Raw genomic sequence first — 20,929 nt, 5'->3', positions numbered from 1 at the left:
CCCGCTATGCGGAGCGGACTCGTACACGTACTGGCCTGGACGCTCGCCACGGGCGCCGCGGTCACCCTGTCGTGGTGGGGCGTCCACACCGTGATGGCGGGCACGGCCTACGACCCCCCGCGCGCCCTGCCGCTGACGGTGGGCGAGGTGACCTCCACGCCCCGGCAGCCGAGCCCGCGCCCCTCCCCCAGCACCGTCCCGTCCGCCTCGCCCACCCCTTCCGCGGCGCGCCCTTCGGCGTCCCCGACCCGGAGCGGCGGCCCGGCCGGCACCCCGGCGGCCGCGCAGAGCAGCCCCGCCGGGACGGTCAGGAGCTACGACACCGACGGCGGCCGGGTCGTCCTCGACCTCACCGGGACCTACGCGACCCTCGTGTCCGCCACCCCGGCCGCCGGCTGGTCGGTGCAGGTGTGGAGGACGGAGTCCTGGATCCGGGTGGACTTCGCCTCGGGCGCGGACCGGGTGTCGGTCTTCTGCACCTGGCACGACGGGCCACCACGGGTCGACGTACAGACGTTCTGAGCGGGGGACGTCCTGGGCGGGGGACGTCCTGGGCGGCGGACTTCCTGGGCGGCGGACGTCCTGGGCGAGCGGCGGACGTCCTGAGCGGCGGACGTCCTGGGCGGCGGATGTCCTGGGCGTCAGCGGTCTGCGGCACGAACCAACAAAAACCACCACGGTCTAGCGGAAGACCGAGGGCGGCGGGGCCGGGGAGGCGACCGCCGCGGCGTCCGTCACCGGGGTCGCGCCGCCGGTGAAGTCGAGCAGCGGGCGGCCGTGCTCGACGCGGGCCGGATGCGGGTCGGAGGCCGCGCGGCGGGTCAGCTCGGCGATCGGCAGAGGGAGGTCGCCGGCCAGGAGCACGGCATTGCCGAACCGTTTCCCCCGGAGCACCGTGGGGTCGGCGACCAGGGCCAGCTCGGCGAAGCGGGCGGCGGCGGTGGCGATCTGGCGGCGCAGATGGGCCAGCGGCGGGCCGTCGGCGATGTTGGCGGCGTAGCGACCGCCCGGCTTCAGCGTTCTGCGCACCTCGTCGAGGAACTCGGTCGAGGTGAGGTGGGCGGGGGTGCGGGCGCCGCTGAAGACGTCGGCGACCACGAGGTCGGCCCAGCCGTCCGGCACCTTGCCGAGCCCGTCCCGCGCGTCCACGGACCTGACCCTGATCCGGGCCCCCGGATCCAGCGGGAGCTCCCGGCGCACCAGGGCGACCAGGGCGGCGTCGCGCTCGACGACCTGCTGGGTGGAGCGGGGGCGGGTCGCGGCCACGTACCGGGCGAGGGTGAAGGCGCCGCCGCCGAGGTGCACGACGTGGACGGGGCGCCCGGGCGGCGCGGCGAGGTCGACGACATGGCCGAAGCGGCGCTGGTACTCGAAGGAGAGGTGCGCCGGGTCGTCGAGGTCCACGTGCGACTGCGGCGCCCCGTCGATGAGCAGGGTCCAGGCCCGCGCCCGGTCCCGGTCGGGCAGCAGCTCCGCGAGCCCCCCGTCGACGGCCTCGACGACGGCAGCCGGGTCGGCGCCGCGCTCGCGCCGGGTGTTCCTGGACTTCCCCATGAGGGCATCTTCGCAGGCGGCGTGGCCGGCTCGCGTCGGCGCCGGCGCCGGCGCCGCGGTCACCTCACCGGCAGTTGTCCGCCGCCTCGATCGTCCGGGCCGCCTCGCCGAGGGCCCGGCGCAGCACCGCGGGATCGGTCGCGAGGTCCGCCTCGCCGGGCGGCACCAGCCAGTCGGAGCCCTCCACCGGCGGCGCGGGGTCGCGTCTCGGGCCGCGCCCCTCGGTCTCCGTGCAGACGCTTCCCGGCAGGTCCCAGGCGGCGGCGGTGCCGGGCGGCACCAGGAAGCCGAGGGTGTCGCCGCCGTCGTCGTGCAGCACGGGCCCCACCGCCTCGGCCGCGCCCCGGCGCAGGATGTCGACCGCCTCCAGTCCCTGCCGGGTCGGCACCGTCACCAGGTCGCACGCCGGGCCCGCGGGCCCGAACGCCGACGACGGCGCACAAGGATCGTTGCTCCGGCTGGTCTCCATCCCGGCCTCCACCACACAGCCCGCTCCTGCAGTCCACAGCGTTCAACGCACGACCGCGTCAACGGCTACGGCGGAAGTCCGCCGCAAAGGATGGCAGTTCATGGCAGATCGTGGAGGAGAAATCCGTTTTGTGGCCAAACACCGCGTGGCCGACCCGTCACAGCAGGTACGTTCTTGCTCGCTGGACACCAGGTGATCACCGCCGGACATCGGCTGCGTCGCCCCGGTTCCGGCATGGTTCGACGGTTCGCATGAGAGGACCCGGCCATGGCGTCGTCAACGGTGACCCCACCCCGGCCCGACCGGCCACCACGGCCCAACCTCGCCTTCCGGCACCTGCGCGGACAACGCTCGCCGGCCGAGTTCGCCGCACTGGTACGGCGGGCGGCACGCGAGATCGGCGAGCGGGTCAGCTGCGACGCACGCTACGTCGGGCGGGTCGAGGCGGGGGAGATCCGCTGCCCCAACTACGCGTACGAGCGGGTCTTCCTGCACATGTTCCCCGGCCGGACACTCACCGACCTGGGGTTCGCGCCCCGGGCGTCCGTCCGCGGACGAGGAGCGCGCGCCGCCGGGGACGCGCCCCCCGCGCACCCCACGAGCCCGGCGCTCACCACCAGTGAGACGCGGGAGGCGCATGAGACACGCGGGGCGCGTGAGCCGTATGACACGCAGAACCCGTACGACACGCACCACAACCACGAGGAGAGCGACGTGCTGCGTCGCGCATTCATGACCGGCGGGGGCGCCACGGTGGCCTCCGTCTCGCTGGGCCCGCTGGCCCTCGCCCTCCCGTCCTCCCGGCCCCGCCCGGACGGCGGGGGCCCGGCCGCGCCGGCCGCCGGGCGCCGGGTGCGCCGCGTCGGGTCGAGCGAGGCGGGCGCCCTCGAGGAGGCGGTCCGCAGAATCCGTCTGCTGGACGACCGGCACGGCGCCGACGGCCTCTACCGTCGCGCGGCCGCCCCCCTGCGCGCCGCCTACGCACTGCTCGACGCCGGCACCACCCGGCAGACGACCGCCGACCGGCTGCACTCGGGAGCCGGGGAACTCGCCATCTCCGTGGGCTGGCTGGCGCACGACTCGGGCCGCTTCGACGACGCCCGCTCGCACTACGCGGAGGCCCTCGCCACCGCCCGGATGACCGGCGACCACGCGCTGGAGGCGCACGCCTTCTGCAACACCGCGTTCCTCGCGCGCGACGCCGGGCGCCCCCGCGAGGCCGTACGGGCCGCGCAGGCCGCCCAGCGCGTCGCACGCCCCCTCGGGTCCCCCCGGCTGATGTCCCTGCTCGCGCTGCGCGAGGCGGGCGGCTGGGCCGGGCTCGCCGACCGGGCCGGCTGCGAACAGTCCCTGGCCCGGGCGCACGCCCTCTACGAACGGGGCCCCTCGGACGCCGACCCCGAGTGGATGACGTTCTACGGCGAGGCCGAGCTGGCCGGGCTGGAGGCGCAGTGCTGGTCCGCACTCGGCGACTGGACCCGGGCGGCCCGGCACGCGGGGCGCGCGGCGGACCTCCAGGACCCGCACTTCACCCGCAACATCGCGCTGTACACGGCCGAGCTGGCCGACGATCTGGCCCGCGGCGGACGGCCCGGCGAGGCGGCGGTGGCGGGCCTGCGGGTGCTGGATCTGCTGGGCCAGGTCCAGTCCTCGCGGATCCAGGGGATGCTGGCCGGCACGGCGCGGGTGCTGCTGCCGCACCGGCGGGCCGACGGGGTGCAGGAGTTCCTGGACCGGCACGCGTCGGCACCGCGGTCGGCCGGCGCGGGGTCGGGCGCTACGGCGTGAGGTGACCGAGGTCGTTCCAGCTCTCGATCGCCGGTTCGCCGTACGCCCAGCCCAGGACCGACAGCGAGGTCGGGTTCAGCCGGATACGGGCGGCGAAGTCCAGCGGGAGGCCCAGCCAGCGGGCGCCGATGGAGCGGAGGATGTGGCCGTGGGCGAAGACCAGGAACGTCCCGGTCAGCCGACCGCGCCCAGGCGACGACCTCGTCCGCGCGCGCGGCCACCTCGGCGAGCGACTCCCCCTCCGGGACCCCGTCCCGCCAGATCAGCCAGCCGGGCCGGACCCCCTGGATGTCGGCCGGGGTCATGCCCTCGTAGGCGCCGTAGTCCCACTCCATGAGGGTGTCCCAGCGCGTCGCCCGCTCGCCGAAGCCGGCGAGGTCGCAGGTCTCCCGCGCGCGGGCCAGCGGACTGGTGCGTATCTCGACGTCCCGCAGCCCGTCGAACGGCGTCCGGTGCAGCCGTTCACCGAGCAGCTTGGCGCCCCGGCGGCCCTCCTCCAGCAGCGGTACATCGGTCCTGCCGGTGTGCTTGCCGGACAGCGACCACTCGGTCTGTCCGTGCCGGGCCAGCAGGATGCGCGGTGCCATGAGGGGCCTTTCCGGGGAAACCCTGGGACGTCCCAGGGGAGAAAGCGGAGGCGGGACCCCTCCATCATCGCTCACCCTGAAACGGGGCAACCCGGCGGGCGATCCCCGCGTCTTTGAGGGCCGGGGGCACCCCGCGGGGGACGCACGCATACGCCGTAAAGTGACACGTCCCGCGACCACGGGCGCAGCGACACACCAGCGACACACAGCGACACGAAGGGGGAGGCGATCGGATGCCGCAGACCGAGACACCAGGCACCGAGGCGGCCCCGCGGATCCGGCTGCGCTGGTGGACGGAGCTGCCGCTGATCCTGCTGGTGTACGCCTGCTACTCGGCGGGCCGGCTGCTCGCGCGCGGGGACGTGACGACCGCCGTCGACCACGGCCTGGCGATCCTGCGCGTCGAGAAGTTCCTCCACCTCAACGCCGAGCACCCGCTGAACCGGCTGTTCACCGGCGAGGCCTGGCTCGGCGTCCCGGCCGACTTCTGGTACGCGTCGCTGCACTACCTGGTGACCCCGGCGATCCTGGTCTGGCTGTTCCGCTCCCGCAGCCTGCGCTACCGGGCCGCCCGCACCTGGCTGATGACGTCCACCTTCATAGGTCTGATCGGCTTCACCCTGCTGCCCACCTGCCCGCCCCGCCTGCTGTCGGCGGAGCACGGCTTCGTGGACACCATGGCCCAGTACAGCTCGTGGGGCTGGTGGGGCGGCGAGGCCAGCGCACCGCGCGGTCTCGGCGGGATGACCAACCAGTACGCGGCGATGCCGAGCCTGCACGTCGGCTGGTCCCTGTGGTGCGGTGTCATGCTGTGGCGTCACGGGCGCACCCGCACGGCGCGCACGGCCGCCGTGCTCTACCCGCTGCTGACGACGATCGTGGTCATGGGCACCGCGAACCACTACTTCCTCGACGCGGTCGCGGGCGCGGCCGTGATGGGCGTCGGACTGCTGCTGACACCGCTCGTGATGCGGACCGCGGACCGGCTGCGGACCGCGGCCGCCGCCAGGGTCCCGTCCCCCGCGGCCCGGATCCCGGCCCCGGCGGCGGCCGCCGCGGCGGCCCCTGCCACGCCCTCCCCGGCGGCGGCCGCGGACACCACGCCGACGGCCACCCCGGACACCAGCGCCCCGAATGTCAGTGGCGGATGCCAGACTTCGACGGGTGAACGAATTCCACGGCAGCGCGAGTCACGGTTCGGGGCGGGAACCGAACCGGGTGCCTCCCCCTCGGACGCGGGGGACGGCGCTCCGGCAGCGGCTCGCTGAGCTGCGCGGCCCCGACGTACCGGCCAAGGCGCTGGACGCGCGTGCCCTCGCGGCCCTCGCCGCCAACCCCGGCTGCAAGCGGCGCGCGATCCTCGACGGCGCCGGGGTGAACAAGGCGGCGCTGGCGGGGGCCCTGGGCGCCCCGTCGGCCTTCGGCCAGTCCCAGTTCGCCCTCACCCGCGGCAACGCCTTCGAGGCGAAGGTGAAGGCTGACGGCGGCGCGGAACTGCTGCGGCTCGTGCACGAACGACTGGACCCGGGCGCCGAACCGCCCACCACCAAGAGCACCCCCGACCTCACCGCCTCCGGCCCCGAGGGCCGCAGCGCGCGGACCGCGCTGGCGCTGCGCGAGGCCACCGAACAGGCCCTCGGCACGTGGACGTTCCTCGACCACCCGATGCTGGCCCTCGACGTCGCCGGCTCCACCGCCTTCCTGGAACCCGACGCGGTGGTGGTGCACCCGGACGGCGGCTGGACCGTCGTGGAGATCAAGTCCTTCCCCATGCTCGACGGTTCCGCCGACCCGGCGAAGGTGGGCGCCGCCGCCCGCCAGGCCGCCGTCTACGTGCTGGCCCTGGAGGAGGTCGCCGCCCGCCTCGACCCGGCACCCCGGGTCCGCCACCGCGTCCTGCTCGTCTGCCCCAAGGACTTCTCCAACCTGCCCACCGCGTCCGCCGTGGACATCCGCAAGCAGCGCGCGGTCACCAGCCGCCAGCTCGCCCGCCTCACCCGCATCCAGGACATCGCCGACACCCTCCCCGAGGGCACCTGCTTCTCCCCCGAGCTGCCCGCCGAGCAGCTCACCGCGGCCGTCGAAGCGGTCCCGGCAGCCTACGCGCCCGAGTGCCTGGCCGCCTGCGAGCTGGCGTTCCACTGCCGTGCCCGCTCCCGCGCGGCCGGCGCGGTCACCACCCTGGGCCGCTCACTCCGCGCCGAACTCGGCGGCCTCGGCACCGTCGAGGCCGTCCTGTCCGCGGCCCGCGGCGAGTCCGGGGACCCGGACGACCCGGCCGTGGCCGCCCTGCGCCGGGCCGCGCGGCTGCGCGCCGAGGCGCTCGCCGGCCGGGGGGCGACGTGTCGCTGATCGCCACCCTCGCCCGCCTCGAGGCCGTCACCACCGGCCGCGCCCAGCCCATGGCCACCGTCCGGCACCGCCATCTGTCCGACCGGCCGCTGGTGTTCGTGCCGCTGACCACCGCCGGCGAGGCCGGGGCCCCGCTCGGCGCGCTCGTCGGCACCGACCGGGACGCGCCGCGGCTGCTCGTCGTACCGCAGCCCCGCGACCGCGACCTGCGGTTCGCGTTCCTCGCCGAACTCGCCGACGCCGTCCTGCCGTACATCGACTCCTACGCGGACACCGTGGAAGCCGCCGAGCGGAGCGAGACCGACCCGGAGACCGGCAAGCGCGTCAAGGTCGAGGTCGAGCTGTGCGCCGACGCGCCCCAGCTGATCGTCCCGAGCCGCGCCGGCGTCGAGTACGTCCGCCTCCTCGGCCGCTCGATGCGTTTCCGGCGTACGGCGGAGCAGGACCCGGAGTCGCCGCATCCGGCGCCCCCGCGCGTGCCGCTGCTCGGCCGGTGGCTGACGCACTTCGGGGAGCGCGCCCGGGTGCCCGGCTCCGCGCTGCTGCTCGCCCTCACCGAGGTCCTCGGCCGGCACTGGGCGACCGGCCAGTCCAGCCTGGAGGACCAGCACCTGGGCGCCCTGCTCGCCTGGATCGACCCTCCCCCGGTCTCGGCTTCGCTCGACCCGGGGGACCCCCACTCGGGCGTCACGGGCGCCGAGGCGGCCGGGCGGGCCGAGCTGGGCCGGGACGCCTCGGGGCAGCTGCTGTGCCCGCCCGCCGGTCCGGCCACCGACCCCGCCTTCGACAACAAGCTGCTGGCCCCGGCCATCGAGCGCTACGACCGCGCGCGGACGGCGTTCGCCGCGGCCGAGGACGGGCTGGAGGCCGACGACCGGCTGGGCGCGCTGGCCGCCGCCGAGGGGGAGATCCGCGAGCTGGTGCTGAGCCGGACCCTGCCCACCTGGCAGGCGGTGTGGCGGGGGCTCGACCTGCTGCGGGAGCTGCCCGAGGGCGCGCACTGCGAGGAGCGGTGGACCCGCGACCGCTGGTCGTTCACCGGCCACCGCGACCGGGTCGCCGCGGGCGAGCCCCCGCAGCCGCGCCGCGACGACGCGGTGACCGCGGCGAACAAGCTGGCCACGCGCGAGCGGGAACAGGCCCGGCTGGAGGCGCAGGAAGCCCTGGACGACCCGCTGGTGATGGCCGGGCGGCGGCTGGCCGGGGAGGCGTTCGAGGGCGAGGTCGTGGACGTCACCATGGCGTACAGCGAGGGCAGGCGGCCCAGTCCGCGCCCGCTGGTCACCGTACGGACCGATGACCGCCCGCATCTCGGGGAGCGGGCGAAGGCGTACCGGTCGCTGGGCGGGAAGCCGCAGGCGGCGGAGTGCGTGGAGCGGCCGGAGGACGGGCTGCTGGTGCTGCGGATCGTCGACCGGATGGGCCGCGGCAAGGAGCCGGAGCACGGGTCGGTGCCGGAGAAGGGCGACCTGCTTTGCTTCACCCTCTTCGAGCACGAGCAGCGGGGCGGCGCCAAGCTGCCGGACCCGGAGGAGACGCCGTGGACGCACGGCGGACCGCCCGGCGAGCCGGTGCCCGAAGCCCCCGACTCCGTCACCCGGGAGGACGTCCTGTGACCACCGAGGCCGCCTTCGACCCCGGTACGGCCGCGACCCGCGCGACCGACGCGATCCTCCACGACACGCTGCACGGCACCGCGCGCGGGGTGGTCGTGGACTCCCCGCCCGGCGCGGGGAAGTCCACGCTCGTCGTCCGGGCGGCACTGGAACTCGCGGACGCGGGGCGCCCGTTGATGGTCGTCGCGCAGACCAACGCGCAGGTCGACGATCTGGTGCTGCGGCTCGCCGAGAAGAGCCCCGAGCTGCCGGTGGGGCGGCTGCACAGCAGCGACGCCGACCCGTACGACAAGGCGCTGGACCGCCTGGAGAACGTGAAGAAGTCGGCGAAGGCCGCGGAGCTGGCCGGCCTGCCGGTCGTGATCTCCACCGCCGCGAAGTGGGCGCACGTGAAGGTCGACGAGCCGTGGCGGCACGCGATCGTGGACGAGGCGTACCAGATGCGCTCGGACGGGCTGCTGGCCGTGGCCGGGCTGTTCGAGCGGGCGCTGTTCGTGGGCGACCCGGGGCAGCTGGACCCGTTCGCGATCGTGGGCAGCGAGCAGTGGGCGGGCCTGTCGTACGACCCTTCCGGCTCCGCCGTGACCACCCTGCTGGCGCACAACCCCGACCTGCCCCAGCACCGTCTGCCGGTCTCCTGGCGTCTCCCGGCCTCCGCGGCGCCCCTGGTCTCCGACGCGTTCTACCCGTACACCCCGTTCCGCAGCGGGACGGGGCACGGCGACCGGCGGCTCTCCTTCGGCGTGCCCTCGGACGGCTCGGGTCCCGACCGGGTGATCGACGAGGCGGCCGAGTCGGGCTGGGGCCTGCTGGAGCTGCCCGCACGGCACACGCCCCGCACCGACCCCGAAGCGGTCAGGGCGGTGGCGACGGTCGTACGGCGTCTGCTGGACCGGGGCGGCTCGGCCGTCTCGGAGCGCTCCCCGGACCCCACGCCCGTGACCGCGGGCCGGATCGCCGTCGGCACCGCTCACCGGGACCAGGCGGCGGCGGTCCGGGCGGCGCTGGCCGAGCTGGGCGTGGCGGACGTCGCGGTGGACACCGCGAACCGGCTCCAGGGCATGGAGTTCGACGTCACGGTGATCCTCCACCCGCTCTCCGGCCGCCCCGACGCCACCGCCTTCCACCTGGAGACCGGCCGCCTCTGCGTCCTCGCCTCCCGCCACCGCCACGCGTGCATCGTGGTCTGCCGCGCGGGGGTGGGCGACCTCCTGGACGACTACCCGTCCACGGAACCGGTCCAGCTGGGCACACTCGTGAAGTTCCCGGACGGCTGGGAGGCGAATCACGCGGTGCTCGCCCACCTCGGGGAGCACCGGGTGGCGTGGACGGTGTGAAGGCGGGCGGGACCCCGGCACGCGGGACCGGCGAACGCACGTGCCCCGGGCTCCGCGGAGGCGGGGGTGCGGCCGGAGGCCTGGAACCGGTCGGGGCGGGGGAACATCCCGGGGTGCGGATTCCTTGAGAGTGCGGGGCGCAGGGCCTCTTGCGCCACCGGGGGACAATGGAAGGTGGTCCGCACCGGAACGCGCGCGCCCGCGCGCCCGCACGACGTACGAGGAGGACAAGACATGGCGGAGCCCACGCCGCGTCGGAACGAACCGCGGCTACGCCCCGCGCCCCTGCTCTTCGAGCCGGCGGAGGCGGCCGGTGATCCGGAGCACTTCTTCGACCTGGAGTCGATCGACGACCCGGGCGCGCTGCTGGCGCGGGCGACGGAGCTGACGGTGGCGTTCCAGGCGGCCGCCGACCGGGCGCTGGAGTTCCAGGCCGTCGCGGCGGCCCAGCTCGCCGACCCGCGCCGCTTCGACCGGCTGACGCCCGCGGACATCGCCCGGCGGGCCGAGTGGACCGAGGACTACGCGAAGAAGATGGTCGAGTTCGGCCGGGACCTGCTGCGGGGCGACGCCGAGGGCCGCGGGCCGGTGGACCCGCTGTAGCCCCCGCGCGCACCGGCACCACGCGACGGCATATGCCAGGCGGGCAGGCGGGCAAGATACTCCGCTTCCCCACCCCTTGTCCCGGCTTTCCGCGACTCTTGGGAGCCGTGCCCTCACAGTGGGTAGACAGGTGGGCATGAGCAGCGCATGTGTCACCGCGGACGGCGCCGTCTGGCTGGCCTCCGCCGGAACGTATCCGCGCAGCACCCTCGCCCTCTGGGAGGAGCGGCCGCACGCCCCGGTCGTGCTGCCCTGCGGCTCGGTGTTCGACATCGTGAGCGCGCCGGCGGTGTTCGGGCGGCTGATGCTGGACCGGCTGTGGAGCGAGGGGCCGGGGTCCGGTCCGGTGGCGGTGCTGCGGGGGCGGACCCTGCTGTTCGCCGCGCCGGGCACGGCCCAGCGGCTGCCGTCGCTGCTGGAATGGGAGGAGTGGGGCACGCGCGGCCGGCGGGACGGCCGTACGCACGCCGTGCCGCCGCTGCTCTGCCACGGCACCGGGGACGCGGTGACCGTGCCCGCGCTCACCCCGGAGCGGGAGCACGGGCCCACCCGCTGGGTGGTCGCCCCGGACTGCCGGCACCCGTGGCTGCCGGGCCCCGAGGTGCTGCTCTGGGCGGCCGTGCGGGCGGCCCGTGCGGCGGTGCGGATATCGATTTTTCCCCCGGCCGACCAGGATGCTAAGGTCTACGACGTCAGCAGGCGCCGCTAGCTCAGTTGGTTAGAGCAGCTGACTCTTAATCAGCGGGTCCGGGGTTCGAGTCCCTGGCGGCGCACAGACGGCAGAGGCCCCTCGCGGAAGCGGGGGGCCTTTCGCGTGCCGCCGCACGGGCCCGCCGCACGGGCCCGCCGTACGGGCCCGCCGTACGGCTCATACGCGCGGCAGCGTGATCTTCACGTTCCAGGCTCCCGTGGGGGTCCGGCTCTCCGCCTGTACCTGTACGCCCGTCCCCGGCACCGTGAAGTTCTCGCCGAGGGCGACCGGGGCGTCGGCGAGGGGCGGGTAGACGGAGGATTCCCAGCAGGCCTCGGTGTGCGGGTGGGTGTCGATCACCTCGACCGGTCCGCGGCCGGACTGGGCGTCGCCGCTGATCCGGTAGACGAGGATGCCGGAGCGGCAGGCGGCGCGGTCGTTGCCGACGGGCCCGCGGGCCTCGAAGGCGAGGACGGAGTCGGGGCCGGTGCGCACGACGGCCAGTTTGGCGCCGTCGCCGAGGCCGAAGGCGGGTGCGCCGGAGGTGCCGGTGACGGGGACCCCGGGGCCTGCGCCGAGCGGTTCCAGGGTGAGCCGGGTCGGTCCCGCCTTCGTGACGCACACCACCTGGCGCGGCGCCAGCCAGCCCAGCTTCCACTTGTGCCAGCCGAAGAGGTCCGGGGCGAGTCCGAACTGGCTGCCCATCAGGTCCCAGTCGCCGACGTAGGTGTCCCAGTCGCCCTTGCCGTCGACCGGCCGGTGGTAGAGATCGGGCAGGTCGAAGACATGACCCGTCTCGTGGGCCAGGACCAGCCGGTCCGGCGGGTGCTGCTCGAAGACCGTGACGACACGGCGGATGTCGGTGCCGTCGGCGTGCAGGGGCTCGTCCAGGTTGACGACCTTCGTGGCGTCGGAGTCCACGCCGGGCGCGTCCGGGTCGGCGACGAAGTAGACCAGGTCGTACCGGGAGAAATCGACCGAGGGGTCGGCGGCGGCGAGCGCGTCGTGCAGATAGGCGGCGCGGCGCTCGGCGTTCCAGTCGCGCTGTATGGCGTACGCGGTGGACGGCTTCGGCATCCGGATCCAGCGCTCGACCGGGTGGGCGCGCAGGGTGAAGCGGCCGTAGGACGCCTGCCGGAAGAAGCGGCTGGTGGCCGGGAAGTGGTCGGCGGTGAGTTCGGCGGGGGTGGTGGCCGGGGCGCGGTCCGGGAAGGACAGGAAGACCATCACCGCGTCGAGGGCGCGGGTGGGGCGGGGGTAGGCGGCGTTCCAGGTGTCGAGCCCCTCGGAGTGGTGGGCGTCGGTGCGCTTGAGGACGCAGGGCGCGGCGGAGAAGGGTTCGGCGATGGAGGGGCCGGTGGCCAGTGAGATCGCGGCGATCGCCGAGAGGGTGGTGCACAGGGCCGCGGTGCTGCGCAGTCGGGGGCGCGGGAACAGTCGCGGCACTTCGGACCTCCGGGGGCGGTTCACGGGACACCGCCCCCAGCCTGTTCGACTTTGTCGCGCTATGCCCTGTTTGTCTGCCCCAGAAGAGTGAGGAGGGAGAAAGCGGGCATCAATCCCGACACCCCCGGAATTCTCACGGTCCGTCACAAGCGATCGAGGACCCGCAGAAGCGGTCCACCTGCGGGCAGAAACGATCTGTCAGAAAGGTGGGGTGTTCCGGGACACTGGGCAGTGGCTGCGCAACTCCGGGGGCAGCATCTATGATCGGCACACTTTCCTGCCAGGACAGCGATCGAGTGCACTGCGGGAGCGAGCGGTGAGCGGAACGTCCGAAGGGTCGACGCCCGCGGCAGACCTCGACCGGTCCGCCGTCACGGAGCGTGACAGTCATGCCGCTACTTGTGCGGAGAGCTTGGACGGAGCCGACCCCCCGGCCTACCGTTCCGTGTTCGCGGCGGCGCCTCTGGCCATGGCTCTCGTCGATCGTGAGGGTCAGGTCGTGGACGCCAACCAGGCGCTGGGCGAGCTGCTCGGCGGCGACGGGGCGAATCTGGTCGGGCGGGTCGCCGCCGATCTGCTGGACCTCGCCTCCGACGCCCGCACCTGGCACGCCTACCGCGAGGTGCTCCGCGGCCGCCAGGCGAAACTGCGCTGCACCCGGCGGCTGAAACACCCCGACGGGCGCACGCTGTGGGCCCAGGTCACCGTCGCTCCCCTGGACGAGGGCGGGCCGCCCGGGGTGCTGCTGTCGGTCGCCGACGTGAGCGACCGCCGTGACCTCCAGGCGAGGCTGCGGCACCTGCAGATGCACGACCCGGTGACCCGGCTGCCCAACCGCACCCTGTTCTTCGAGCGGGTGTCGGCGGCCCTGGAGGCGGAGTCGTACGAACAGAGCGGAACCGGCCGGATCGGTCTGTGCTACCTCGACCTGGACGGCTTCAAGGCCGTCAACGACACCCTCGGCCACCGCGTCGGCGACCGGCTGCTGGCGACCGTGGCCGAGCGGCTGACCCAGTGCGCGAAGGACGCCGGGCAGAACCGGCCGAGCGAGCCGCTGGTGGCCCGGCTGGGCGGGGACGAGTTCGCGCTGCTGGTGGAGGACTCGACCGGCACCGAACAGCTCGCCGATCTCGCGGAGTCCGTGCTGAAGGCGCTCCAGGCGCCCTTCGACCTCGCCGGACAGCGGATGAACGTCTCCGCCTCGATCGGGGTCGTCGAACGGCACGCCGCCGGGACCACCGCGACCGCGCTGATGCAGGCCGCCGACACCACGCTGTACTGGGCGAAGGTGGACGGCAAGGACCGCTGGACGCTGTTCGACCCGGAGCGCAACGCGCATCTGATGACCAGCCAGGCCCTCGCCTCCACCCTGCGGCCCGCCATCGAGCGCGGGGAGTTCCGGCTGGAGTACCAGCCGCTGGTCGGCATGTCGGACGGACGGCTGCGCGGGGTGGAGGCGCTGGTGCGCTGGGACCACCCGCGGTTCGGTTCGCTGCCGCCGAATCGGTTCGTCGCACTGGCCGAGGAGGACGGCTCGATCGTCCCGCTCGGGCGTTGGATTCTGGCCACCGCCTGCCGTCAGGCCCGCGCCTGGCAGCTGGACCGGCCGGAGGAGCCGCCGCTGTTCGTGAGCGTCAACGTGGCGGTCCGTCAGGTGTGGGACTCCGACCTGGTGGCGGACGTGGCGGAGATCCTCGCCGAGACCGGGCTGCCGCCGCACCTGCTCCAGCTGGAGCTCACCGAGTCGGCCGTCATGGGGTCGGCGGGCCGCCCGCTCCAGGCCCTCCAGGCCCTCAGCGACATGGGCGTGCACATCGCCATCGACGACTTCGGCACCGGCTACTCCAACCTCGCCTATCTGAGCCGGCTGCCGGTCTCGGTCCTCAAACTGGACGGGTCGTTCGTCCGCGGCTTCCAGTACGAGGGCACGGGCGCGGCGCCCAACCCGGCCGACGAGGTCGTCGTCGAGGCGATGATCGACCTCGCCCACCGCCTCGGCCTCACCGTCACCGCCGAGTGCGTGGAGACCGCCGCGCAGGCCAACCGGCTGCGCAGCATCGGCTGCGACACCGGGCAGGGCTGGCTGTACTCGCGCGCGGTGTCGCCGGACCGCATCTCCGAGCTGCGGGCGGCGGGCCCGGACCGGGCGGCACCCGTCGGGGCACCGCAGAACCCGTAGGGGTCCCGTACCCGTAGGGGTGCCCCCGGGGAACGGCTCTCAGCCGGCCGCCGGCAGTCCGTACGCGTCAGCGACCAGCTCGTACGACCGCAGTCGCAGCTCGCCGCGGTGGGCGTGACTGGTGAGCATCAGCTCGTCGGCGCCGGTGCGCTTGTGCAGGTCGTCGAGGCCGGTGCGGACCTCGTCGGCGGTGCCGTGGACGATGTTCGCCGTCCAGGAGTCGACGAACTCCCGCTCCAGCTCGCTGAACGTGTGCGCCTCCGCCTCCTCCGGGGAGGGGAAGAGACCGGGGCGGCCGGTGCGCAGCCGGACCATGTTGAGACCCGTGGCGAGGACCTGGCGGCGCGCCTCGCCCTCGTCGTCGGCGGCCAGGACGGAGACGCCGATCAGGGCGTACGGCTCGGAGAGCACCGCGGACGGACGGAAGGACTCCCGGTAGAGGTCGAGGGCCGGGACGGTGTTCTGCGCGGAGAAGTGGTGCGCGAAGGCGAAGGGCAGGCCGAGGAGTCCGGCCAGCCGGGCGCTGAAACCGGAGGAGCCGAGCAGCCAGACCGGCGGGCGGTGCCGGGACTGGACGCCCCCGGGCGCGGTCGCCTGGACCGGCCCCGGCACGGCGTGGACACGGCGGTAGCGGTGCCCGTCGGGGAAGTCGTCGTCCAGGAACCGGATCAGCTCGGCGAGCTGCTCGGGGAAGTCGTCGGCGCCCTCGTGCAGCGTGGCCGTCCGGCGCAGGGCGGCGGCGGTGCCCCCGTCGGTGCCGGGGGCGCGGCCGAGGCCGAGGTCGATCCGGCCCGGTGCGAGGGCCTCCAGGGTGCCGAACTGCTCGGCGATGACGAGGGGCGCGTGGTTGGGCAGCATGACGCCGCCCGAGCCGAGCCGGATGCGGTCGGTGTGGGCGGCGAGGTGGGCGAGGATCACCGCGGGCGAGGAGGAGGCGACGCCGGGCATCGAGTGGTGCTCGGCGACCCAGTAGCGGTGGAAGCCGCGGGACTCGGTGAGCCGGGCGAGGTCGACGCTGGTGCGCAGGGCGTCGGTGGCGGTGCGCCCGGAGCCGACCGTCACGAGGTCGAGGACGGAGAGCGGGGCGGGGGCGGTGCCGTGGGCGGCGGCGCGTATGCCGTCCGCCTCGGTACCGGCCGTGGGGGTCCCGGCCGCCGCAGTGCCGGCCGTGGCGGTGCCGCCGGGCGCCGTGCCGGCCGTCGCGGTCCCGCCGGGCGCCGTGCGCACCGCCGCGGTCCCGGCCGCCGCGGTCCCGCCGGGCGCCGTGCGCACCGCCGCGGTGCCGGGCGCCGTGCCGGCCGTCGCGGTCCCGGCCGCCGTCTCGTCTGCCGCCACGGGGTCCTCCTGTTGTCGGGCTTACGGTGTCCTTCGCCCACTAACAGGAGGGTGTCCCCGTTTATTCCCGCCCGCACGCGGCCGCCGGGGAGACCCCTCACACCTGCACGATCGGCTCCCGCCGGAACAGCGCCCCCAGTTCCGGCGCGTTCACCCGCCGGTCCGTCAGCCGCAGCCCCTCCCACACGGTCACCTGGTTCGCGGTCAGGACGGGTTTGCCCAGCTCCCGTTCCAGGGCCGGGAGGCAGGCGACGGTGTGCAGGGCCGTGTCGGGCAGCAGGACCGCGTCGGCGCCGAAGGCGTCGACGGCCCGCGCCAGGGCGAGCACCTCCGCCTCACCGAAGGCGCCGGCCCGCTCCGCCGTGACCCCGGCGGCGTGCACCGCGGTCACCTCCAGTCCGCCGGCCCGCAGGAACTCCGCGAACTGCGCGGCGGCCCCGTCCGGGTAGGTGGCCCCCACCGCGACCCGGGCGGCCCCCAGTTCCCGGGCCGCGTGCACGAAGGCGAACGAGGTGGAGGAGGCGGGCATGCCGGCGGCCGTGGCCAGGGTGCGCACCTGCTCGTGGGCGCCCTCCCTGCCGTAGCCGAAACTGCCGCGCGTGGAGGCCCAGACGACGGCCTCCGCGCCCGACAGCCGCAGTTGCTCGACGCCCGCCGCGAGCCGGTGCGGCGCGCCCAGGCGCAGGGAGGCGTCGGTGCGCCCGCCGTCCTCCCCGCCGTCCTTTCCGGGGTCCGCGCGGACGAGGTCCACCCGGATGTCGCCGGCCAGGAGCTGCTCGATACGGGGGTAGTCGTCCTCGGCACAGTGGCCCGGGTGGAGGAATCCGAGTGCGGTCATGACGGCCTTCCTGCTGCTGCTCTTCTTCCGGAGGTACCCGGGTACCCCGCATGCGCAGCCCACGGCCGCCATCCTCACCTGGTTGGCGGTCCCGACGTGTTGACGGCCGTGGACCGGGGTGCGACCGTGTTCCGTCCGCGCACGTCAGGCCCTTGGTCATGAGAAGGCACCGGATGGCCGCCGTCCCCACGCTCCTCGTCCTCGACGCGGAGCCCCTGCCCCGCCTCGGCCGGCTCACGGGCCGGGTGCGGGTGCTGCACGCCGACGGCTCCACCCTCGGCGCGCTGCTGCCACGGGCCGACGTCCTGCTGGTGTGGGACACCTCCTCGGACGCGGTGCGCGCCGCCTGGCCGGGCGCCGGGCCGCGCCCGCGCTGGGTGCACACCGCGGGCGCGGACGTGGACCGGGTACTCTCCCCGGAACTGGCCGCGTCCGACACGGTGCTGACGAACGCGCGCGGGGTCTTCGCCGAGCCGGTCGCCGAGTACGTCGCCGCGCTGGTCCTGGCGATGGCGAAGGACCTGCCGGGGACCTGGACGGCGCAGACGCGCGGCGAGTGGCGGCCCCGGGAGAGCCGGCGGGTGGCCGGCACCCGGGCCGTGGTCGTCGGGTCGGGCCCGGTGGGCCGGGCGATCACCCGCACCCTCAAGGCGCTCGGCGTCACCACCGCGCTCGTCGGACGGGTCCCGCGCACCGGCATCCACGGCCCCGACGACCTGGACCGGCTGCTCGCCCGCGCGGACTGGGTGGTCGCGGCGGCCCCGCTCACCGAGCTGACCCGGGGTCTGTTCGACACCCGCCGCTTCGGCGTGATGCAGCCCTCGGCCCGTTTCCTCAACGTCGGCCGCGCCGGCCTGGTCGTCGAGGAGGCACTCGTACGGGCCCTGCGCAGCCGCTGGATCGCGGGCGCCGCCCTGGATGTGTTCGGCGCCGAACCCCTGCCGCCCGACAGCCCGTTGTGGCAGGTCCCGGGCCTGCTGGTGTCCCCGCACATGAGTGGCGCCGAGGTCGGCCGGCACGACGAGCTGGGGGCGCAGTTCGTGGAGCAGTTCGAACGCTGGGCGGCGGGCCGGCCGCTGCGGAACGTGGTCGACAAGGCGCGCGGATACGTGCCCGGCCGCTGACGGTCACCACACTCCCCTCACACGACCCGTCCGCATAAGCCGAGGGGGCCCGGGTAGCCGCGCCGCCATGGCTCCACCGAACAGACGAACCCCTCACCACGACAACCCCACCCGTCGGTCGCTGCTCACGGGGGTGGCGGCGCTCGGCGCGCTGGGCGCCGCGGGCTGCGCGCGCGTGGCCACGGCGTCCACCGCGGACGGCGGCGACCTCCTCGACCGGCTCCGCGCCGCGGGGGTCGTACGGCTCGGGATCGCGGGCGAGATCCCCTTCGGGTACATCGACACGGACGGGCATCTCACCGGGGAGGCCCCCGAGCTGGCGAAGGTGGTCTTCAAGCGGCTCGGGGTGGACACCGTGCAGCCCGTGCCCACCGAGTTCGGGTCCCTGATACCGGGGCTGAACTCCCAGCAGTTCGACGTCGTGGCCGCCGGGATGTACGTCAACCCCGAGCGCTGCGAGCAGGTGATCTTCGCCGATCCCGACTATCAGATGCTGGACGCCTTCATCGTCCGCAAGGGCAACCCGAAGGGGCTGCACAGCTACCGGGACGTCGTGGAGAAGAAGGCCCGGTTCGCCACCGGCACCGGGTACGCCCAGATCGGGTACGCCGTGGACGCGGGGTACGCGGAGAGCGCCATCCTGATCGTGCCGGACCAGGTGGCCGGGCTGAACGCGGTCGAGGCGGGCCGGGTCGACGTCTTCGCGGGGACGGCGCTGACCGCCCGCGAGGTCGTGAAGAAGTCCCGCAGGGCCGAGTCGACCCGGCCCTTCGCCCCGCTCGTGGACGGCGCGCCGCACGTGGACGGCGGCGCGTTCGCGTTCCGGCCGGGCGAGACCCGGCTGCGGGACGCCTTCAACACCGAGCTGCGCGAGCTGAGGAGGAGCGGGGAGCTGTTCCGCATCCTGGAGCCCTTCGGGTTCACGAAGGCCGAGATGACGGACCTGACCGCGAAGGAGCTCTGCGGCGGATGACCCCGGGACTGTGGGAACTCGTGCTCAAGGGGGTGTGGACGACCGTCCGGCTCCTCGTGTTCAGCGCGGCGCTCGGGGCGGCCGTGGCGTTCGCCGTCGGGATCGCGCGCACCCACCGGCGGTGGCCGGTCCGCTTCCTGGCGGGCTGCTACACCGAGGTGTTCCGGGGGACCTCGGCGCTGGTGATGATCTTCTGGGTGTTCTTCGTGCTGCCGCCCGCCTTCGGCTGGCAGCTGGTGCCGATGTGGGCGGGCACGCTCGCGCTCGGGCTGACCTACGGGGCGTACGGGGCGGAGATCGTGCGCGGGGCGCTCGGCGCGGTCGATCCGGCGCAGCGGGAGGGCGGGATCGCGCTCGGGTTCACGCCCGGCCAGCGGCTGCGCAGGATCCTGCTGCCGCAGGCGGTGCCGGAGATGATCCCGCCCTTCTCGAACCTGCTGGTCGAGCTGCTCAAGGGCACCGCCCTGGTGTCGGTGATGGGCATGGGCGACCTGGCGTTCAGCGGCAACCTGGTCCGCCTCGCGCTCCAGGAGAGCGCGGAGATCTACACGTACGTCCTGCTCATCTACTTCGTCATCGCGTTCCTGCTGACGCGGCTGATGCGCGGGCTCGAGCACCGGCTGAAGGCGGGGCTGCGATGAACTGGGACTGGAGTGCCGTCCGCGACTTCCTGCCGATGTTCCGGGACGGGACCCTCGTCACGCTCCAGGCGCTGGCGCTCGGGTCGCTGATCTCGTTCACGCTGGGGCTGCTGTGGGCGCTGCTGATGCGGACGCCGACCCGGTGGGTGCGCTGGCCCGTCGGGGCCGTCACGGAGTTCGTACGGGACACCCCGCTGCTGGTGCAGCTGTTCTTCCTCTTCTACGTGCTGCCCGAGTGGGGGCTGACCCTGTCGGCGATGACCACCGGGGTCGTGGCGCTCGGGCTGCACTACTCGACGTACACCATGCAGGTCTACCGGGCCGGCATCGAGGCGGTGCCGGCCGGGCAGTGGGAGGCGGCGACCGCGCTGAACCTGCCGCGGGGCCGCACCTGGCGGGCGGTGATCCTGCCGCAGGCGGTCCGCCGCGTCGTGCCGGCGCTCGGCAACTACGTGATCGCGATGCTCAAGGACACACCACTGCTGATGGCGATCACCGTGCTGGAGATGCTCGGCCGGGCGCGGCTCTTCTCCCAGCAGCACTTCCGGTTCACCGAGCCACTGACGGTGATCGGCGTGGCCTTCGTCGTCATCTCCGTCCTCGCCTCCTTCCTTCTGCGCACCCTGGAGCGACGCCTTGTCCGTTGAGATCAGCCAGGTCACCAAGCGATTCGGCGACCACACCGTCCTCGACCGGCTGGACCTGTCGGTGAAGGCCGGCAGCCATGTCACCCTCATCGGTCCGTCCGGGTCCGGCAAGACGACCATCCTGCGGATGCTGATGACCCTCACCGAGCCCGACGCGGGCACCATCACGGTGGACGGGCAGCCGCTGTTCCCCGCCACGGGCAGGCAGCGCCGCGAGGTGCGCCGGCAGATCGGCATGGTCTTCCAGCAGTTCAACCTGTTCCCCCACATGAGCGTCCTCAGGAACGTCACCGAGGCCCCGGTCACCGTGCTCGGGCTGTCGAAGGACGAGGCGGAGGAGCGGGCCCGCGCGCTGCTGGACATGGTCGGGCTGGCCGACAAGTGCGACTCCCGGCCGTCCCGGCTCTCCGGCGGACAGCAGCAGCGGGTGGCGATCGCGCGGGCGCTGGCGATGCGGCCGAAGGTGCTCCTGCTGGACGAGGTGACCTCCGCTCTGGACCCCGAGCTGGTCGCCGGGGTGCTCGACGTCCTCAGGGACGTCGCCACCTCCACCGAGATCACCCTGCTCTGTGTGACCCATGAGATGAACTTCGCCCGGGACATCTCCGATCAGGTACTGATGTTCGACGCGGGGCGGGTCGTCGAGGCGGGTCCACCGGAGCAGATCTTCGGCGCGCCGGAGGAGGAGCGGACCCGGGAGTTCCTGAGCGCGGTGCGGTAACGGGGCAGGTCGCGCACGGGGCCGGGGC

General features: G+C 74.4%; 19 protein-coding genes, 1 tRNA gene and 1 pseudogene. 15 read left to right on the top strand and 6 right to left on the bottom strand.

What is annotated here, in order from left to right; translation table 11 throughout:
- The first annotated feature begins 6 nt into the window (after nucleotides 1–6).
- On the top strand, nucleotides 7–522 hold the full coding sequence (locus U5640_RS28655) for a hypothetical protein (protein ID WP_340378828.1): 516 nt from the start codon (nucleotides 7–9) through the stop codon (nucleotides 520–522).
- Nucleotides 523–681: 159 nt separating this feature from the next.
- Here the strand turns inward: U5640_RS28655 and U5640_RS28650 are convergent, their stop codons facing one another.
- Together U5640_RS28650 and U5640_RS28645 are read right to left on the bottom strand one after the other, a co-directional pair.
- The gene (locus U5640_RS28650; protein ID WP_340378826.1) at nucleotides 682–1,554 is read right to left on the bottom strand and encodes a fused MFS/spermidine synthase; all 873 of its coding nucleotides are present in this window, start codon (nucleotides 1,552–1,554) and stop codon (nucleotides 682–684) included.
- Between the two features lie 64 nt (nucleotides 1,555–1,618).
- Nucleotides 1,619–2,023, bottom strand: coding sequence for a hypothetical protein (locus U5640_RS28645; protein ID WP_340378824.1), 405 nt, complete (start codon nucleotides 2,021–2,023; stop codon nucleotides 1,619–1,621).
- A 267-nt stretch (nucleotides 2,024–2,290) separates the two neighbouring features.
- Here U5640_RS28645 and U5640_RS28640 point away from each other — a divergent pair, with 267 nt between their 5' ends.
- Nucleotides 2,291–3,811, top strand: a complete 1,521-nt coding sequence (locus U5640_RS28640; RefSeq protein ID WP_340378823.1) for a tetratricopeptide repeat protein — start codon at nucleotides 2,291–2,293, stop codon at nucleotides 3,809–3,811.
- Here the strand turns inward: U5640_RS28640 and U5640_RS28635 are convergent.
- Nucleotides 3,801–4,398 (bottom strand): annotated as a pseudogene (locus U5640_RS28635) (histidine phosphatase family protein). The gene U5640_RS28640 and the pseudogene U5640_RS28635 sit on opposite strands and share 11 nt — an antisense overlap.
- Nucleotides 4,399–4,631: 233 nt before the next feature.
- On the opposite strand from U5640_RS28635, the gene U5640_RS28630 reads away from it, so the two are divergent.
- The 7 genes from U5640_RS28630 (at nucleotide 4,632) to U5640_RS28600 (ending at nucleotide 11,079) form a co-directional block, all read left to right on the top strand.
- Complete coding sequence (locus U5640_RS28630) at nucleotides 4,632–5,666, top strand: phosphatase PAP2 family protein (protein ID WP_340378821.1); 1,035 nt, start codon at nucleotides 4,632–4,634, stop codon at nucleotides 5,664–5,666.
- The gene (locus U5640_RS28625) at nucleotides 5,617–6,750 is read left to right on the top strand and encodes a hypothetical protein (protein WP_340378819.1); all 1,134 of its coding nucleotides are present in this window, start codon (nucleotides 5,617–5,619) and stop codon (nucleotides 6,748–6,750) included. The genes U5640_RS28630 and U5640_RS28625 overlap by 50 nt, the downstream gene beginning before the upstream one ends.
- Nucleotides 6,741–8,366, top strand: coding sequence for a hypothetical protein (locus tag U5640_RS28620; RefSeq protein WP_340378817.1), 1,626 nt, complete (start codon nucleotides 6,741–6,743; stop codon nucleotides 8,364–8,366). The genes U5640_RS28625 and U5640_RS28620 overlap by 10 nt, the downstream gene beginning before the upstream one ends.
- On the top strand, nucleotides 8,363–9,703 hold the full coding sequence (locus U5640_RS28615; RefSeq protein ID WP_340378815.1) for an AAA domain-containing protein: 1,341 nt from the start codon (nucleotides 8,363–8,365) through the stop codon (nucleotides 9,701–9,703). The genes U5640_RS28620 and U5640_RS28615 overlap by 4 nt, the downstream gene beginning before the upstream one ends.
- Before the next feature lie 234 nt (nucleotides 9,704–9,937).
- The gene (locus U5640_RS28610; protein WP_340378813.1) at nucleotides 9,938–10,306 is read left to right on the top strand and encodes a hypothetical protein; all 369 of its coding nucleotides are present in this window, start codon (nucleotides 9,938–9,940) and stop codon (nucleotides 10,304–10,306) included.
- Between the two features lie 136 nt (nucleotides 10,307–10,442).
- A complete protein-coding gene (locus U5640_RS28605; RefSeq protein WP_340378811.1) occupies nucleotides 10,443–11,015 on the top strand; it encodes a bifunctional DNA primase/polymerase in 573 nt (190 codons plus the stop codon).
- Nucleotides 11,006–11,079 (top strand) — tRNA-Lys (locus tag U5640_RS28600). The genes U5640_RS28605 and U5640_RS28600 overlap by 10 nt, the downstream gene beginning before the upstream one ends.
- A gap of 95 nt (nucleotides 11,080–11,174) precedes the next feature.
- On the opposite strand, the gene U5640_RS28595 is transcribed toward U5640_RS28600, so the two are convergent.
- A complete protein-coding gene (locus U5640_RS28595) occupies nucleotides 11,175–12,443 on the bottom strand; it encodes a M6 family metalloprotease domain-containing protein (protein WP_340378809.1) in 1,269 nt (422 codons plus the stop codon).
- A gap of 316 nt (nucleotides 12,444–12,759) precedes the next feature.
- Here U5640_RS28595 and U5640_RS28590 point away from each other — a divergent pair, with 316 nt between their 5' ends.
- Nucleotides 12,760–14,622 (top strand): EAL domain-containing protein, encoded by a 1,863-nt coding sequence (locus U5640_RS28590; protein WP_340378807.1) that lies wholly within the window; start codon nucleotides 12,760–12,762, stop codon nucleotides 14,620–14,622.
- A 39-nt stretch (nucleotides 14,623–14,661) separates the two neighbouring features.
- Here the strand turns inward: U5640_RS28590 and U5640_RS28585 are convergent, their stop codons facing one another.
- Nucleotides 14,662–15,738 carry an LLM class flavin-dependent oxidoreductase gene (locus U5640_RS28585; RefSeq protein WP_340385388.1) on the bottom strand — a complete coding sequence of 359 codons (1,077 nt, stop codon included), beginning with the start codon at nucleotides 15,736–15,738 and terminating at the stop codon, nucleotides 14,662–14,664.
- A 316-nt stretch (nucleotides 15,739–16,054) separates the two neighbouring features.
- Nucleotides 16,055–16,795, bottom strand: coding sequence for a decarboxylase (locus U5640_RS28580; protein WP_340378805.1), 741 nt, complete (start codon nucleotides 16,793–16,795; stop codon nucleotides 16,055–16,057).
- 173 nt (nucleotides 16,796–16,968) lie between these two features.
- Here U5640_RS28580 and U5640_RS28575 point away from each other — a divergent pair, with 173 nt between their 5' ends.
- The 5 genes from U5640_RS28575 to ehuA all read left to right on the top strand — a co-directional run bounded on the left by U5640_RS28575 (nucleotide 16,969) and on the right by ehuA (nucleotide 20,901).
- Nucleotides 16,969–17,919, top strand: a complete 951-nt coding sequence (locus tag U5640_RS28575) for a D-2-hydroxyacid dehydrogenase (RefSeq protein ID WP_340378803.1) — start codon at nucleotides 16,969–16,971, stop codon at nucleotides 17,917–17,919.
- A 67-nt stretch (nucleotides 17,920–17,986) separates the two neighbouring features.
- Nucleotides 17,987–18,892, top strand: a complete 906-nt coding sequence (gene ehuB / locus U5640_RS28570) for an ectoine/hydroxyectoine ABC transporter substrate-binding protein EhuB (RefSeq protein WP_340378801.1) — start codon at nucleotides 17,987–17,989, stop codon at nucleotides 18,890–18,892.
- Nucleotides 18,889–19,533: an ectoine/hydroxyectoine ABC transporter permease subunit EhuC gene (gene ehuC / locus U5640_RS28565; RefSeq protein WP_340378799.1), complete on the top strand. Its 645-nt coding sequence runs from the start codon at nucleotides 18,889–18,891 to the stop codon at nucleotides 19,531–19,533. The genes ehuB and ehuC overlap by 4 nt, the downstream gene beginning before the upstream one ends.
- Nucleotides 19,530–20,180 carry an ectoine/hydroxyectoine ABC transporter permease subunit EhuD gene (gene ehuD, locus U5640_RS28560; RefSeq protein WP_340378797.1) on the top strand — a complete coding sequence of 217 codons (651 nt, stop codon included), beginning with the start codon at nucleotides 19,530–19,532 and terminating at the stop codon, nucleotides 20,178–20,180. The genes ehuC and ehuD overlap by 4 nt, the downstream gene beginning before the upstream one ends.
- A complete protein-coding gene (gene ehuA / locus U5640_RS28555) occupies nucleotides 20,170–20,901 on the top strand; it encodes an ectoine/hydroxyectoine ABC transporter ATP-binding protein EhuA (protein ID WP_340378794.1) in 732 nt (243 codons plus the stop codon). Before ehuD ends, ehuA begins: the two co-directional genes overlap by 11 nt.
- Nucleotides 20,902–20,929 lie beyond the last annotated feature (28 nt).

The sequence above is a fragment of the Streptomyces sp. SS7 genome, assembly GCF_037993025.1.
GTDB lineage: Bacteria > Actinomycetota > Actinomycetes > Streptomycetales > Streptomycetaceae > Streptomyces.
The sequence above is the reverse complement of the archived record's forward strand: the minus strand, read 5'-3'. Positions and strand labels throughout refer to the sequence as shown.

Excerpts from the sequence above, each read along its gene's own strand:
- U5640_RS28655 (WP_340378828.1), top strand. The coding sequence starts at position 7 with ATGCGGAGCGGACTCGTACACGTACTGGCCTGGACGCTCGCCACGGGC.
- U5640_RS28650 (WP_340378826.1), bottom strand. The coding sequence starts at position 1,554 with ATGGGGAAGTCCAGGAACACCCGGCGCGAGCGCGGCGCCGACCCGGCT.
- U5640_RS28645 (WP_340378824.1), bottom strand. The coding sequence starts at position 2,023 with ATGGAGACCAGCCGGAGCAACGATCCTTGTGCGCCGTCGTCGGCGTTC.
- U5640_RS28640 (WP_340378823.1), top strand. The coding sequence starts at position 2,291 with ATGGCGTCGTCAACGGTGACCCCACCCCGGCCCGACCGGCCACCACGG.
- U5640_RS28630 (WP_340378821.1), top strand. The coding sequence starts at position 4,632 with ATGCCGCAGACCGAGACACCAGGCACCGAGGCGGCCCCGCGGATCCGG.
- U5640_RS28610 (WP_340378813.1), top strand. The coding sequence starts at position 9,938 with ATGGCGGAGCCCACGCCGCGTCGGAACGAACCGCGGCTACGCCCCGCG.
- U5640_RS28605 (WP_340378811.1), top strand. The coding sequence starts at position 10,443 with ATGAGCAGCGCATGTGTCACCGCGGACGGCGCCGTCTGGCTGGCCTCC.
- U5640_RS28580 (WP_340378805.1), bottom strand. The coding sequence starts at position 16,795 with ATGACCGCACTCGGATTCCTCCACCCGGGCCACTGTGCCGAGGACGAC.
- U5640_RS28575 (WP_340378803.1), top strand. The coding sequence starts at position 16,969 with ATGGCCGCCGTCCCCACGCTCCTCGTCCTCGACGCGGAGCCCCTGCCC.
- ehuB (WP_340378801.1), top strand. The coding sequence starts at position 17,987 with ATGGCTCCACCGAACAGACGAACCCCTCACCACGACAACCCCACCCGT.
- ehuC (WP_340378799.1), top strand. The coding sequence starts at position 18,889 with ATGACCCCGGGACTGTGGGAACTCGTGCTCAAGGGGGTGTGGACGACC.
- ehuD (WP_340378797.1), top strand. The coding sequence starts at position 19,530 with ATGAACTGGGACTGGAGTGCCGTCCGCGACTTCCTGCCGATGTTCCGG.